Origin of the sequence: Lysobacter enzymogenes (genome assembly GCF_023617245.1) — a bacterium.
In the GTDB taxonomy this organism is placed as follows: domain Bacteria; phylum Pseudomonadota; class Gammaproteobacteria; order Xanthomonadales; family Xanthomonadaceae; genus Lysobacter; species Lysobacter yananisis.
In genome coordinates, this window is the sequence record NZ_CP067396.1 from 3670264 (window position 1) to 3683876 (window position 13613).

Below are 13613 nucleotides of genomic sequence, written 5' to 3' on the forward strand. Positions count from 1 at the left end.
GGGCCTTTTCATTCGAACTCGAATCCGGATTCGATCGGCGGACTCAGTACTGCCCCATGAAATCGCGCTTGCCGATCTCCACGCCGTTGCTGCGCAGGATCGCGTAAGCGGTGGTCGCATGGAAGAAGAACTGCGGCAGGCCATAGTGCACAAGATAGTCGCGGCCGGTGAAGCGGCGCTCCTTCGGCGTGCCGGGACGCAGCACGATCTCGCGGTCGTCCGCGCCTTCGAACAGCGCCGGCTCCAGGCCGTCGAGGAAGGCGCGGGTCTTGGCGATCAACGCCTGCAGTTCGTCGAAGCCGCGCTCGCTGTCGTCGTACACCGGCACCGCGACGTCGGCCAGGCGCGCGCCGATGCCCTTGGCGAAGTCGCAGGCGATCTGGACCTGGCGCAGCAGCGGGAACATGTCGGGGAACAGGCGCGCCTGCAGGTAGGCGTCGGCGTCGATCTTGCGCTCGGCGGCGTGGGCCTGGGTGCGTTCGAGGATCGTGGACAGGCTGCCGAGCAGTTGCTGCAGCACCGGGACGCTGGCGGAGTACATCGATACGGTCATGGCGGAACCGAAGTGGGGGGAAGGCCGACCATGATACGAGGAGCGAGCGTGGAGGAGTGAGGAGTGAGCGAAAGCTTTGGCTCGCTCCTGCGAACTCATTCCTGCGCCTTCTTGCCCCGCCGCTTCGGCCGGCTCTCCTTCAACGCCGCCGCCCAGCGCTGCGCGCCGGAGCCCGCCTCGCCCCAGGCGTCGTCGGGATTGGCCAGACGGCAGCGGTCCAGCGACAGGCAGCCGCAGCCGATGCATTGGTCCAGGGTGTCGCGCATCAGGCTCAGGTGGGCGATGCGCTGCTCCAGCTCGTCCTTCCACGCCGCCGACAGCCGGCTCCAGTCGGCGCGGTTGGGCACGCGCGAATCCGGCAGCGTGTCCAGCGCCTCGCGGATCGTCGCCAGCGGCATGCCGACGCGCTGCGCGACCCGGATCACCGCGATCCGGCGCAGCGTGTCGCGGCTGTAGCGGCGCTGGTTGCCGCCGGTGCGCACGCTGTGGATCAGGCCCTTGGCCTCGTAGAAGTGCAGCGCCGACACCGCCACGCCGGAGCGCTCGGCCACCTGCCCCACGCTCAATTCCATCGCCATGCTCATGCACCGCCTCGGTCGGTCCGCGCGGCCCGGGCCGGAACTGCGGCAAAAAACCGCACGCAGGCCCTTGACCTCAACTTAAGTCCAGGTTCTATGCTGCTCCCCGTCCCAATCAGGCGTCAAGTCATGGCCTTCCAGCGCAAGCGCGCGCCCGCGCACGATCCGCTTCCTTCCCCCCGGGTCAAGGCCGTGGTGTTCGACCGCTACGGCGCGCCGGAGGTGCTGCGCGCGATCGAACTGCCGATGCCGCAGGCCGCCGCCGGCGAAGTCCGGGTGCGGGTGCGCGCGGCCGGCGTGCGGCCCAGCGACATCGCCCTGCGCAGCGGCCTGGGCGCGCGCGCCGGCGGCCGCGGCGGCGCGCGCTTCCCGCGCCGGCTCGGCAACGAGTTCGCCGGCGTGGTCGATCAGGTCGGCGCCGGCGTGAGCGGCTTCCAGCCCGGCGACGAAGTGATGGGCTGGGCCGCGGCGATGAGTTACGCCGAAGCGCTGACGGTGCCGGTCGACCAGTTGGTGCACAAGCCGCACACCATGACCTGGGCGGTCGCCGGCGCCCTGCCCTCGACCGGCCAGACCGCGCACGCGGCGCTGCGCCAGCTCGAGGTCGGCGCCGGCCACACCCTGCTCATCCACGGCGCCGCCGGGGCGCTGGGCTGCGTCGCGGTGCAGTTGGCGGTGGCCTGGGGCGCGCGCGTGATCGGCACCGCCGCCCCGGCCGACCACGACTACCTGCGCACGCTCGGCGCGCAGCCGGTGGCCGACGACGACGGCGGCATCGAGCGCGTGCGCGCGCTCGCCCCCGGCGACGTCGACGCACTGTTCGACGCCAGCGGCGACGACGGTTTCGCGCAATGGCTGCAGCGCATCGCCGCGGCGCGCGCGCTGAGCCTGTCGCCGCGCCACGGCTTGCCGGCGCTGCGCAGCCAGCGCAGCCGCGAACGTCTGGCCGAGCTGGTCGCCGTGCACCAGCGCCACGGCCTGCTGGTGCCGGTGCGCGAGATGTTCCCGCTGACCCGCGCCGCCGAGGCCCACCGCGCGGTCGAGCGCGGCCCCGCGCGCGGCAAGGTGGTGCTGATGGTGTACGAGGCCATGCCGTTGTCGCTGCTGAGGCTGAGCGCATGAGCGAGCGCGGCGGCGATGCCCCGGATGCGCGCGAGCGGACGTTGTCGGGAGAGCCTGCGGAGCCGATGGGCCATGTGATCGGGTCGCAGGGCAGCGGGGCCGCAGGCTCTCCCGACAGCGTCCGCGGCGCGCCGTCTGGCGCGGACGTTTCCACCCCGGTCCCCGACGAACCCATGCTGGCGCAGCGGAGCGGACCGGCCGGGGTGGGAGCGTCCGTGCGAGGCGGTGCGCGGCGGGACGCGGCGAGCGGAACGGAAGGCATCGGGACTGAAGTCCCTCCCACAAGAGTTGCGGTCACCTTCGGTGCGGGCGAGGACGCGGCGAGCGGAGCGGAAGGCGTCGGGACTGAAGTCCCTCCCACACGCGCTGCCGTCGCTGTCGATGCGGGCGCAGACGAAACGAGCGCGGGCGTCGGGACTGAAGACACCGCCGCGCAGGGCCTGTTCGCGCCGCGTTATCGCGGGCTCACCGCCGGCGCGGTCGCGCTGGTGTCCCTGGTCGGGTTCGAGGCGCTGGCGGTGACCACGGCGATGCCGACCGTGGCGCGCGCGCTCGACGGCCTGCCGCTGTACGCGCTGGCCTTCGCCGGGACGCTGGCCGCCAGCGTGGTCGGCATGGTCGCGGCCGGACGCTGGGCCGACGCGCGCGGGCCGGCCGCGCCGCTGCGCCACGGCATCGCCTGGTTCGCGCTGGGCCTGGTCGTGGCCGGGCTGGCGCCGGCGATGGGCTGGCTGGTCGCCGGACGGGTGATCCAGGGCTTCGGCGGCGGGCTGATCTCGGTGGCGCTGTACGTGGTGGTCGGCCGGGTCTATCCGCCGGCGCTGCGGGTCAAGATCTTCGCCGCCTTCGCCGCGGCCTGGGTGCTGCCGGCGATCGTCGGTCCGGCGATCAGCGGCGCCATCGTCGAACACTTCGGCTGGCGCTGGGTGTTCCTGGCGGTGCCGGCGGTCGCGGCGCTGGCCGCGTGCTGGGTGCTGCCGGCGCTGCGCGGGCTGGGCCCGGTGGCGCAGGCCGAACCGGCACGCCGCGGCGACGCGCTGCGGCTGCCGTGGGCGCTGCTGGCCACCGCCAGCCTGCTGGCCCTGCACTACGGCGGCCAGCAACGCGGCTGGAGCGCGCTGGCGTGGCTGCTGCCGGCCGCCGCCGCGCTGATGCTCGCGGCCTCGCAGCTGCTGCCGCGCGGCGCGCTGCGCGCCGCGCGCGGCCTGCCGACCGTGGTCTCGTTGCGCGGCATCGCCGCCGGCGCCTACTTCCTCACCGAGGCCTACATTCCGCTGCTGCTGTCGTCCGAGCGCGGCCTGTCGCCGACCTGGGCCGGCGCGGCGCTGACCCTCGGCGCGATCGGCTGGTCGAGCGGCTCGTGGCTGCGCGGCCGCGATGCCCAGCCGCGGCGGCCGTGGCGCTACCTGCAGGCGGGCATGGCGATGATCGCGCTCGGCGTGGCGACGATCGCGGCGATGGCGCTGCTGCGCGCGCCGGTCGCGCTCGGCATCGCCGGCTGGATCGTCGCGGGACTGGGCATGGGCCTGATCTACCCGACCCTGTCGGTGCTGATGCTGGAGCTGTCGCCGCCGCAGGAACAGGGCCGCAACTCCTCGGCGCTGCACCTGGGCGATGCGATCTACACCGCCGCCGCGCTGGCCGCGGGCGGCTCGCTGTTCGCCGCGCTGCTGGCGCGCTCGCACACGCTGGCCTATGTGTGCGGGTTCGCGATCGCGCTGGCGCTGGCGTTGCTGGGCCTGGCGCTGGCGGCGCGAGTGCGGGTCGCGCGGTGACGCGGATGGGCCCGGACTGTGAGAGGGCCTTCAGGCCCGATGCGCTTGTTTCAGATCGCCGTGATCGGAACCGAAAGCGTCGGGCCTGAAGGCCCTCCCACAACAGCCTGGACCTTGGGCCGCGGCGGCGCTCAGCGCGCGGCCTGCGCCTGCGGCTTCGACGCCGCGAGCTTGCGCGGCGCGGCCTGCGCCAGGCGCTGGTACAGCGCCACCACCTGCTCCATCAGCCCCTGCGTGCTCCAGCCGCGCGCGTCCACCGGCCCTGCCGCCGACAGCTGCGCGCGCAGTTCCGGCGAACGCAGCACCCGGCTCACGTGCGCGGCGAAGTCCTCGACGTTCTCCTCGCTGACGACCGCGCTGCGCGCGTCGCGCAGCACCGTCGCGGTGCCCATCACCGCGGTGGAGACGATCGGCACGCCCAGCGCCATCGCCTCGATCAGCACCAGGCCCTGGGTCTCGGTCGGCGAGGCGAACACGAACGCATCGCCGGCGCGGTAGGCGTCGAGCAAGGTCGTGCGGCGGTCGAGGTTGCCGAAGAAGCGCACGTTGGCGTCGAGCCCGTACTCTTTCGACAGCCGCTTCAGCCGCTCCGCGTCGGGACCTTCGCCGGCGATGATGAACATCAGCTCGGGGAAATCCGCGACCAGCCGGCGCGCCACCTGCAGCAGGAAGGCGATGTTCTTCTCCACCGCCAGCCGGCTCACCGTCACCAGGGTCGGGCGCGTCGCCTCGATGCCGTGCTCGACGCGGAAATGCGCGCCGTCGCCGCGCGAAAATTCGTCCAGGTCGATCCCGGTCGGCAGCACCGTCGACGGTGTGGCGATGCCGTAGCGGTCCAGCACCTCGACCATCTGCGCGGTAGGCACGATCAGGTGATCCACGCCGTGGCAGAGCATGCGCGAGAGCCGGCGCGCGACCAGCCGCAGCAGCGCCACCGGCGCCCACGGCAGGTAGTGGCCGATGTATTCCTCGAAATAGGTGTGGTAGGTCTCCACCGTCGGCCGGCCGGTGCGCTCGGCCAGGCGCACGCCCAGGCGGTGGGCCTGGAACGGGGTGTGGATGTGGATCACGTCCCAGTGCCGCTGCGCCAGTTCCGGCAGCACCCGGCGCAGCTCCGGCGCGCGGATCAGCCGGTCCTCGGGGTCGAAGAAGATCACCCGAGCCGGCAGCCGCACGATTTCGAACTCGTCGCTGTCGTGCAGTTCCTGGCCGCTGCCGGGACCGTAGTCCGGCGCCACCAGGGTCACCGCGTGGCCCATGCGCGCCAGCGACTGGGCGAAGGTGCGGATCGAGGTCGACACCCCGTTGACCCGCGGGAAGTACACGTCCGAGAGCATCAGGATGTTCATCCCGCCCAGCCTAGGCCGGGCCGATGACCGATTTGTGTCCCCGGCCGGCGCGCCGCGACCCTGCTGCGGCGTAGGGTGGGCGGGCCGGCGGTGGCCTAGCCTCAAGGAAAGGCCCTGTGCCTGAGCGGAAGGCCCCTGTGCCTTTGTGGGAGGGCCTTCAGGCCCGACGCTTTCGTATCAGGCCTGATCGAAAGCGTCGGGCCTGATCGAAAGCGTCGGGCCTGATCGAAAAGCGTCGGGCCTGAAGGCCCTCCCACAGAGACATGAGGCCCCTCCCACATAGGCTATGCAGGCCATCCCACAAAAGGCATGAAGCGCTGCGCGAGCGCGCCGCCCGCACCGCCGAGCTTGCGCAAGCGGCCGGCGGTCCCGACCATGGCCCACCGTCCCGCCCACCACGCCGATGCACCACGCCCCCTCCCTCGACAACGACACCGATCCAGGCGCCGCCCCGGTCCGTCGCCCGCGCCGCCTGCGTCTGGCGCTCGCGCTGTTCCTGCTGGCCTGGATCGCCAGCGCCGTCTACCACGTCTACAAGCCGCTGCCGCCCGGCGTCGGCGTCGCCGGCCCGCTGCGCAGCGCGCGCGAGGTCGCCCTGCTGACCGACCTGACCTGGACCGACGCCCAGGGCGCGCGCCACAGCGAGCAGCAGGTGTTCGACGAAGCCCTGCGCCTGATCGGCCAGGCCCGCCGCGCGATCGTCGCCGACCAGTTCCTGTTCAACGATTTCGGTGCTGAGAACCCGGGCGAAGCGCGCTATCGCCGGCTCAGCCAGGAGCTCACCGAGGCGCTGGTCGCGCGCAAGCGCGCCGTGCCCGGCCTCACCGTGGTGCTGATCACCGACCCGATCAACACCGTCTACGGCGGCCGGGTCTCGCCGCAGTTGCAGCAGTTGCGCGACGCCGGCGTCGAGGTCGTGATCACCGACCTCGCCCGCCTGCGCACGCCCAACCCGGCGTGGTCGGGCCTGTGGCAGCTGTGCTGCCGCTGGGCCGGCAACGACAGCGACGGCGGCTGGCTGCCCAATCCGCTCGGCCCCGGCAAGGTCGGCCTGCGCAGCTGGCTGGCGCTGTTGAACCTCAACGCCAACCACCGCAAAACCCTGATCGTCGACCAGGGCGAGGACTGGACCGCGCTGGTCGCCTCGGCCAATCCGCACGACGCCAGCAGCCTGCACGGCAACGTCGCCCTGCGCTTCAGCGGCGCCGCCGCGCTCGACCTGCTGGCCAGCGAGCGCGCGGTGGCGGCGCTGTCGGGCGCGGCGTGGCCGCGCGCGCTGCCGGCCTCGGTGCCGCGCGAAAGCATCGTCGACAGCACCAGCGCGCCGCGCGTGCAGGTGCTCACCGAGGGCCGCATCCGCGACGCCCTGCTCGCCGCGGTCGACGGCGCGCGCGGCGGCGACCGCCTGGACATCGCCGTGTTCTATTTCTCCCACCGCCGCCTGGTCGACGCGGTGACCGCCGCGCACAAGCGCGGGGTGGCGGTGCGGGTGCTGCTGGACCCGAACGAGGACGCGTTCGGGCGCAAGAAGAACGGCGTTCCGAACCGCCAGGTCGCCGCCGAACTGGTCGCCGCCGGCGTGCCGCTGCGCTGGTGCGACACCCACGGCGAGCAATGCCACGCCAAGCTGCTGCTGCGCCACGGCGCCGACGGCAAGATCGAGCTGATCGCCGGCTCGGCCAACTACACCCGCCGCAACCTCGACGACTACAACCTGGAATCCAGCGCGCGCGTGGTCGCGCTCGACGACGCGCCGGTCGCGCGGCAGGCGCGGACCTACTTCGAGCGCAGCTGGAGCAACAGCGACGGGCGTATCTTCAGCGCGGACTACGCCAAGTACGCCGACGATTCGGCCCTGCGCAAGGTCTGGTACCGGATCGCCGAAGCCAGCGGCCTGTCGAGTTTCTGACCGGAAGCCCCTGTAGGAGCGACGCGAGCCGCGACCGCGACAACGCAACTACGCCGGCACTGTCGTCGCAGCTGCGTTGTCGCGGTCGCGGCTCGCGCCGCTCCTACCGTCGGACTCCGCCGCTACCGGGCGCGGGCGCCATGTCGCGCGAACTCGCGACGCGACCGGCGACGATGCCGTATCGTGCGCGCATGGACCCGCTCCGCTACCTGCGCGGCTACCCGCCGCACGTGCTGACCCAAGTGCAAGCGCTGATCGACGCCGGCAAGCTCGGCGAGACGCTGCGCAAGCGCTACGACCACGCCGGCCACGCGGTGCGCGACGACAAGGCCCTGTTCGCCTACGTGGTGGCGATCAAGGACCGCTACATGCGCAAGGCCGATCCGCTCAACAAGGTGATCTACGACAATAAGCTGCATGTGGTGAGCCAGGCGCTGGGCACCCACACCGCGATCTCGCGCGTGCAAGGCGGCAGGCTCAAGGCCGCGCGCGAGATCCGCATCGCCACCGTGTTCCGCGACGCGCCCGAGCCGTTCCTGGAGATGATCGCCGTGCACGAGCTGGCTCACCTCAAGCACCGCGAACACGACAAGGGCTTCTACCAGTTGTGCGCGCACATGAGCCGCGACTACCACCAGCTCGAATTCGACCTGCGCCTGTACCTGACCGCGCAGGAAACCGAGTCCGCCGGCGCGCGCTGACGCCTTCGCGGCCTGCGCTGCCATGCCCCCGACCCTTGCGGCGACGCGAGAGGCGCGACTGTCGCGCCGCCGAGCGCGCCACCGTGGACGCGCGGCGGCGCCAATTCCGGCAAAGTCGCCCTGCCGACGGACCCGCCGCCGCTCCGCGCGCGGGCGAACGCCATGGAAACGGCGCGCGGCGAGGCCAAAGGCGGCCGTTCAATCCCGCCGGTCGAAGACGTTCGACAAGCCCAGTCGTACGAAATACAGCCCGGATGCACAACCGTCGCACCGCCCCACGCACGCCACCGGGGACCCTCCACCCCAGTGCGGTTAGAATCGGCGGCTTCCACCGCACAACCCAGCTCCCGCCATGGACCGCATCGAGATCGGCCGCCTGATCGAACAACGCCTGACCGCCGAGGCCGCGAGCCTGCAGGCCCAGTGGCGCGAACACGGCGCGATCCGCCACTGCTTCGTCGACGACCTGCTGCCGCCGGCGCTGGCGCAGCGCATCCACGCCGCGTTCCCGCCTCCGTCGAGCATGATGCTGCGCAAGAACCTGCGCGAGCTGAAGTACGTGTCGGCGCAGATGGACCAGCACGACCGCCTGCTGGAGGAAATCGTGTTCGCGTTCCAGCAGCCGGGCGTGCTCGAACAGGTGCGCGTCATCACCGGGCTGCGCTCGCTGTATCCGGACGAGCACCTGTACGCCGGCGGCATCTCGGTCATGGGCCAGGGCCACTTCCTCAACCCGCACCTGGACAATTCGCACGACAAGGACCGCGAACGCTACCGCGTGCTGAACCTGCTGTACTACGTGTCGCCGGACTGGAGCCAGGCCGACGGCGCCAACCTGGAGCTGTGGCCGCAGGGCCCGCAGGGCGAACCGATCACCGTGGTCAGCCGCTTCAACCGCCTCGCGCTGATGGTGACCGACCAAAGCTCCTGGCATTCGGTGTCGCCCAACCGCAGCGAGCGCGCGCGTTGCTGCGTGTCGAACTACTACTTCTCCGACCACCCCGTCGGCGACGCCGACTACTTCCACCCGACCTCGTTCCGCGGACGCCCCGAGCAGCGCGTGCGCGACCTGGCGCTGCGCGCCGACGCGTCGCTGCGCGGCTGGGTGCGCAAGCTGTTCCCGAAGGGACTACGGGCGACGCGGCACGTCTACCGCCGCGATCGCTGAGGCGCACCGCGGCCCCAGCGTGGCAACGTGTCCTGCCGCGGCCGTCGGCGAAGCCCGACGATGCGCCGCGGCTCAGCGCGCCGGTTCGTCCTCGCGCATCATCAGCAACGCGATCAAGGTCAGCGCGCCGGCGGCGGCGAGGTAATAGCCGACATAGGCCAGGCTGTAGCGCTCGGCCAGGAACATCGCGATCGACGGCGCCAGCGAGGCGCCGAGGATGCCGGCGAAGTTGAACGCCAGCGAGGCGCCGGTGTAGCGCACCGCGGTCGGGAACATCTCCGCCAGGATCGTGCCCAGCGGCCCGTAGGTCAGGCCCATCACCCCCAGGCCCAGGCTCAGGAACGCGAACACGCCCCAGGGGTTGCCGGCCACGAACAGGCGCTCGAACAACACCCCGAACAGCATCACCGCCAGGGTCGAGACGATCATCGCAAGGCGCCGTCCCTTGCGGTCGGCGAACACCGCCGACAGCGGGATCGTGGCGGCGAAACACAGCACGCTGCCCAGTTGCAGCAGCAGGAACTGGTGGCGGGTGTAGCCCAGGTGCGAGGTGCCCCAGCCCAGCGCGAACACCGTCATCAGGTAGAACAGCACGAACGTCGCCAGCGCGGCGAAGGTGCCGGCGACGAGGGCGCCGGGGTGCTTCAGCAGCACGTTGAGCATCGGCACCTTGACCCGCTCGTGATGGTCCATCGCCTTGCGGAACGCCGGCGTCTCGCTGATGCTCAGGCGCACCCACAGGCCGACGAACACCAGCGCCGCGCTGGACCAGAACGGCACCCGCCAGCCCCAGGCGAAGAACGCCTCGTCGCCCATCAGGTCGGTCAGCAGCAGGAAGATGCCGGTCGACAGGAAGAAACCGATCGGCGCGCCCAACTGCGGAAACATGCCGTACCAGGCGCGCTTGCCCGGCGGCGCGTTCTCGGTCGCCAGCAGCACCGCGCCGCCCCACTCGCCGCCCAGGCCCAGGCCCTGGCCGAAGCGGCACAGCGCCAGCGCGATCGGCGCCACGATGCCGATGCTCTGGTAGGTCGGCAGCAGGCCGATGATCACCGTCGACAGGCCCATGGTCAGCAGCGCCGCCACCAGCGTGGCCTTGCGCCCGATGCGGTCGCCGAAGTGGCCGAACAGCGCCGCGCCGATCGGGCGGGCGAAGAACGCCAGCGCGAACGCGGCCAGCGACTGCAACTGCGCGGTGTTGGGATCGGCCGAGGGAAAGAACAGCTGCGGGAACACCAGCACCGCGGCGGTGGCGTAGATGTAGAAGTCGAAGAACTCGATGGTGGTGCCGATCAGGCTCGCGAACAGCACGCGCGAGGGGGAATTGACCGTGGCCGGCGCGGCTGCGCTCATCGGGTGTCCGGATTGTGGGGGGAGGTGCTGCATTGATACCCGATCCCGGCCCGGTTCGGCAAAGGCCCAATGGTCGTAGCGGTCGCCGTAACCGTCGCCGCGGCCCTTCGTCGCAGTTCTTCGCCGAAGCGGACGTCGCATCGGCACGGTCGTCGCCGCTGGCCGCGCGCGGCGCGATCCGGCAAGGTGGCACCCTCCCCCCTCGATCGCCACGCACATGAGCGAACCCACGCCCCTCCGCGTCGCCCTGATCGGTTATGGCTTCGCCGGCAAGACTTTCCACGCGCCCCTGATCGCGGCCACGCCGGGACTGGAGCTGGCCGTGGTCGGCTCCAGCGACGCGGCCAAGGTCGGCGCCGACCTGCCCGCGGTCGCGGTCGTCGCCGACCCGCTGCAGGCCGCCACCGACGCGCGCGCCGAGCTGGTGGTGATCGCCACGCCCAACCACAGCCATGCGCCGCTCGCGCGCGCGGCGATGGCCGCCGGCAAGCACGTGGTGGTCGACAAGCCCTTCACCCTAAACCTGGCCGAAGCGCGCGAACTGGCCGCGCTGGCGCAGCGTCACGACAGGCTGCTGTCGGTGTTCCAGAACCGGCGCTGGGACAGCGACTACCTGGGGATCAAGCAGGCGGTCGAATCCGGCCGGCTCGGCGCGATCGCGCATTTCGAATCGCACATCGACCGCTTCCGTCCGCAGGTGCGCGAGCGCTGGCGCGAACAAGCCGGTCCCGGCACCGGGGTGTGGTGGGACCTCGGCCCGCATCTGGCCGACCAGGCGCTGCAGTTGTTCGGCCCGCCCGAGCGGGTGTTCGCCAGCCTGGCGCTGCAGCGCGAAGGCGCGGTGGTCGCCGATTGGGCGCACGTGGTGCTGGAATACCCGCGCCTGCGCGCGATCCTGCACGCCGGCATGCTCGCCGCCGGCGGCAGCCCGCGCTTCCTGGTCCACGGCAGCAGCGGCAGCCTGCTCAAGGCGCACGCCGACCGCCAGGAAGCGCAGTTGCTCGCCGGCCTGACCCCGGGCGCGCCGGGCTGGGGCGAGGACCCCGATCCGCTGCACTGGTTCGGCCCGGCCCGCGCCGAACACTGGCCGACCCCGGCCGGCGACCAACGCGGCTATTACGCCGCCGTGCGCGACGCGATCCGCGGCCAGGGCCTCAACCCGGTGCCGCCGGAGCAGGCGGTCGCGCTGATGGCGGTGCTCGAAGCGGCGGCCGAGTCGGCCGCGCAGGGACGCGCGATCGCGCCGGACCTGAGCGAAGCCGAACGCGCCGCCGCCGACGAAATGCGGCTGTGGCGGGCCGAACTGCGCGCGTCCTCGCTCGCGCAGCGCTGAGCGCCGGCGGGCCGCGCGCGGCGCCGGCTTTTGCGCGCGAAGCGAATCGAGCGCGCCGCAACGAAAAAATCTTCGCGCGCGCGCAATCCGCGCGCGCCTGAACCGCGCCGCCGCCGATCACGTTCGCGGCTGGACCGCGCGCACGCCGGCCCCGCACGCGCGCGAAGAATTGCAAGCGCGGCGAAACCCGCAAGCGCGCTGCGCGCACACGCGCAGCGATCAATCCATCGCAGATCGGCAAAGCGGACCTAAGCCCGGCGGCTATTGCGCGAAACATCAAGGTTTCGCCGGCGCGCGCTTTCCTACTCTGTGCGCGCTGCAACCGAGCGGCGCCGCCACTCCCCGACGCGGCGCCGCGGCGCAACGGATGCGTTCTTGCACTTCACCGGTCCCGCTCGATCCGCGGGCCGTTGCTTAGTTGCGCCAGGTCCGGCCGCGGCCGGATCCGAGCCATGACTGCAGTTGCGGCGCGGCCCCGGCCGCGCCGCGTTACCGGGGAGCCCTCGGCGGCCTCGTCCCTCGCCAACGCTTCGGCGCGCCCGCGCCGACGGCGGCGCGTGCGCGCGGCGTCGCGGCCACAACCAACCGTCCCTCCCTCTCCACCGAGCAGGTACTCACCATGAATCAGCGCATCTCCCGCTCCGTCCGCCTGGGCGCCCTCGCCTGCGCCCTGGGCCTGTCCTTCGTCGCCACCCACGCCAGCGCGCAGAGCGCGGAAGTCGTCTCGGCCGGGGTCAAGGCCTGCGCGCTCAGCGGCGGCGTCACCGTCACCGTGCTGGGCCTCAACACCACCCTGCCGCTGCCGTGCACCGGCCAGGCCCAGGTCGTCGCGCCCGGCAGCAAGGAGAACAGCGCGCTCGGCCTCGACGTCGGCCTGCTCGGCCTGGTCAGCGTGGTCAAGCTCGACGTCGCCCGCCAGCGCGCCGACTACACCAACGCCAGCGGCGCCACCGCGCTGGACGGCCGCTCCAGCGTCGGCGGCCTGAGCCTGGTGCAGAACCTGGTCGCGTTGGAAGGCGCCACCGGCGCGCTGTCGTGCGACTCGCTGACCGGCAGCACCGTGCTGCAGTGCCAGGCCAGCGCCGACGTCGCCAACGTGCGCATCGCCGGCGGCGACGTCATCACCGTGCCCTCGCCGCTGCCGAAGAACTTCGCCGTGCCGGTCGGCGGCAGCCTGCGCCTGGTCGTGCTCGGCATCCCGGTGGAAGTGCCGGTCGGCGGCGCGCTGACCCTCAACCGCGTCGACACCGCCGGCGTCGGCAGCGCCAACGTCAGCGTGGTGCACAAGCCGGTGCAGCTGACCCTGGGCGGCAGCGTCTCGGTCGGCGGCCTGGGCCTGATCGGCGTGCAGGTCGAAGCCGCCGCCACGCCCGCGACCATCAACGTGCGCGGCCGCTCGCCGTTCACCGCGATCCAGGTGGACTGAGCTTCGTCGCCGCCGTTGCACACCACGCCCCGCGCCCGGACCGGCGCGGGGCTTTTTTGTTGGTAGATAGCGGCCAAGCGGCGCAACACCGCAAGCGCCGGGGTTTCCGCGACCCGGCGCTGAAGCAACCACCCGAAGCCCCCTGTAGGAGCGGCGCGAGCCGCGACCGCGGCAACGCAACTGCGATGAACCTCTCGCCGCAGTTGCGTTTGCGCGGTCGCGGCTCGCGCCGCTCCTACAGGGCGCCTGCGCGCTCGCACCGCGCTCACGGATTCGCCGTGCGCCGTCGCGCCGCTTCAACGGATTCTTAGCGTTCAGCGCGTTAAGTTTCCCGCATGACGAACCC

Annotated in this window: 11 protein-coding genes; 7 read left to right on the forward strand and 4 right to left on the reverse strand. The window is 72.2% G+C overall.

Features of this window, described 5'->3' with window-relative positions; translation table 11 throughout:
- Positions 1–43: 43 nt before the first annotated feature.
- Both JHW41_RS14895 and soxR read right to left on the reverse strand, forming a co-directional pair.
- Positions 44–553 carry a DUF1993 domain-containing protein gene (locus JHW41_RS14895; protein WP_057947261.1) on the reverse strand — a complete coding sequence of 170 codons (510 nt, stop codon included), beginning with the start codon at positions 551–553 and terminating at the stop codon, positions 44–46.
- A 95-nt stretch (positions 554–648) separates the two neighbouring features.
- Positions 649–1131, reverse strand: coding sequence for a redox-sensitive transcriptional activator SoxR (gene soxR, locus JHW41_RS14900; protein WP_057950066.1), 483 nt, complete (start codon positions 1129–1131; stop codon positions 649–651).
- Between the two features lie 129 nt (positions 1132–1260).
- On the opposite strand from soxR, the gene JHW41_RS14905 reads away from it, so the two are divergent.
- Both JHW41_RS14905 and JHW41_RS14910 read left to right on the forward strand, forming a co-directional pair.
- Positions 1261–2253, forward strand: a complete 993-nt coding sequence (locus JHW41_RS14905; RefSeq protein ID WP_250442968.1) for an NADP-dependent oxidoreductase — start codon at positions 1261–1263, stop codon at positions 2251–2253.
- Positions 2254–2741: 488 nt separating this feature from the next.
- Positions 2742–4028 carry an MFS transporter gene (locus JHW41_RS14910; protein ID WP_250442971.1) on the forward strand — a complete coding sequence of 429 codons (1287 nt, stop codon included), beginning with the start codon at positions 2742–2744 and terminating at the stop codon, positions 4026–4028.
- Positions 4029–4159: 131 nt separating this feature from the next.
- On the opposite strand, the gene JHW41_RS14915 is transcribed toward JHW41_RS14910, so the two are convergent.
- Positions 4160–5377 carry a glycosyltransferase gene (locus JHW41_RS14915; RefSeq protein ID WP_250442973.1) on the reverse strand — a complete coding sequence of 406 codons (1218 nt, stop codon included), beginning with the start codon at positions 5375–5377 and terminating at the stop codon, positions 4160–4162.
- Between the two features lie 403 nt (positions 5378–5780).
- On the opposite strand from JHW41_RS14915, the gene JHW41_RS14920 reads away from it, so the two are divergent.
- The 3 genes from JHW41_RS14920 (at position 5781) to JHW41_RS14930 (ending at position 9155) form a co-directional block, all read left to right on the forward strand.
- Positions 5781–7286, forward strand: coding sequence for a phospholipase D family protein (locus JHW41_RS14920; protein ID WP_250442976.1), 1506 nt, complete (start codon positions 5781–5783; stop codon positions 7284–7286).
- 140 nt (positions 7287–7426) lie between these two features.
- Positions 7427–7987 carry a YgjP-like metallopeptidase domain-containing protein gene (locus tag JHW41_RS14925; RefSeq protein WP_428995376.1) on the forward strand — a complete coding sequence of 187 codons (561 nt, stop codon included), beginning with the start codon at positions 7427–7429 and terminating at the stop codon, positions 7985–7987.
- Between the two features lie 352 nt (positions 7988–8339).
- Positions 8340–9155, forward strand: coding sequence for a 2OG-Fe(II) oxygenase (locus JHW41_RS14930; RefSeq protein WP_250442983.1), 816 nt, complete (start codon positions 8340–8342; stop codon positions 9153–9155).
- Positions 9156–9227: 72 nt separating this feature from the next.
- Here the strand turns inward: JHW41_RS14930 and JHW41_RS14935 are convergent, their stop codons facing one another.
- A complete protein-coding gene (locus JHW41_RS14935; RefSeq protein ID WP_057947255.1) occupies positions 9228–10508 on the reverse strand; it encodes an MFS transporter in 1281 nt (426 codons plus the stop codon).
- A gap of 217 nt (positions 10509–10725) precedes the next feature.
- Here JHW41_RS14935 and JHW41_RS14940 point away from each other — a divergent pair, with 217 nt between their 5' ends.
- Both JHW41_RS14940 and JHW41_RS14945 read left to right on the forward strand, forming a co-directional pair.
- Positions 10726–11841, forward strand: a complete 1116-nt coding sequence (locus JHW41_RS14940; RefSeq protein ID WP_250442985.1) for an oxidoreductase — start codon at positions 10726–10728, stop codon at positions 11839–11841.
- A gap of 619 nt (positions 11842–12460) precedes the next feature.
- Positions 12461–13267 carry a hypothetical protein gene (locus tag JHW41_RS14945; protein WP_078996946.1) on the forward strand — a complete coding sequence of 269 codons (807 nt, stop codon included), beginning with the start codon at positions 12461–12463 and terminating at the stop codon, positions 13265–13267.
- The last annotated feature ends 346 nt before the right edge of the window (positions 13268–13613 follow it).

Excerpts from the sequence above, each read along its gene's own strand:
- JHW41_RS14930 (WP_250442983.1), top strand. The coding sequence starts at position 8,340 with ATGGACCGCATCGAGATCGGCCGCCTGATCGAACAACGCCTGACCGCC.
- JHW41_RS14915 (WP_250442973.1), bottom strand. The coding sequence starts at position 5,377 with ATGAACATCCTGATGCTCTCGGACGTGTACTTCCCGCGGGTCAACGGG.
- JHW41_RS14905 (WP_250442968.1), top strand. The coding sequence starts at position 1,261 with ATGGCCTTCCAGCGCAAGCGCGCGCCCGCGCACGATCCGCTTCCTTCC.
- JHW41_RS14945 (WP_078996946.1), top strand. The coding sequence starts at position 12,461 with ATGAATCAGCGCATCTCCCGCTCCGTCCGCCTGGGCGCCCTCGCCTGC.
- JHW41_RS14895 (WP_057947261.1), bottom strand. The coding sequence starts at position 553 with ATGACCGTATCGATGTACTCCGCCAGCGTCCCGGTGCTGCAGCAACTG.
- JHW41_RS14940 (WP_250442985.1), top strand. The coding sequence starts at position 10,726 with ATGAGCGAACCCACGCCCCTCCGCGTCGCCCTGATCGGTTATGGCTTC.
- JHW41_RS14935 (WP_057947255.1), bottom strand. The coding sequence starts at position 10,508 with ATGAGCGCAGCCGCGCCGGCCACGGTCAATTCCCCCTCGCGCGTGCTG.
- JHW41_RS14925 (WP_428995376.1), top strand. The coding sequence starts at position 7,427 with ATGTCGCGCGAACTCGCGACGCGACCGGCGACGATGCCGTATCGTGCG.
- soxR (WP_057950066.1), bottom strand. The coding sequence starts at position 1,131 with ATGGCGATGGAATTGAGCGTGGGGCAGGTGGCCGAGCGCTCCGGCGTG.
- JHW41_RS14920 (WP_250442976.1), top strand. The coding sequence starts at position 5,781 with ATGCACCACGCCCCCTCCCTCGACAACGACACCGATCCAGGCGCCGCC.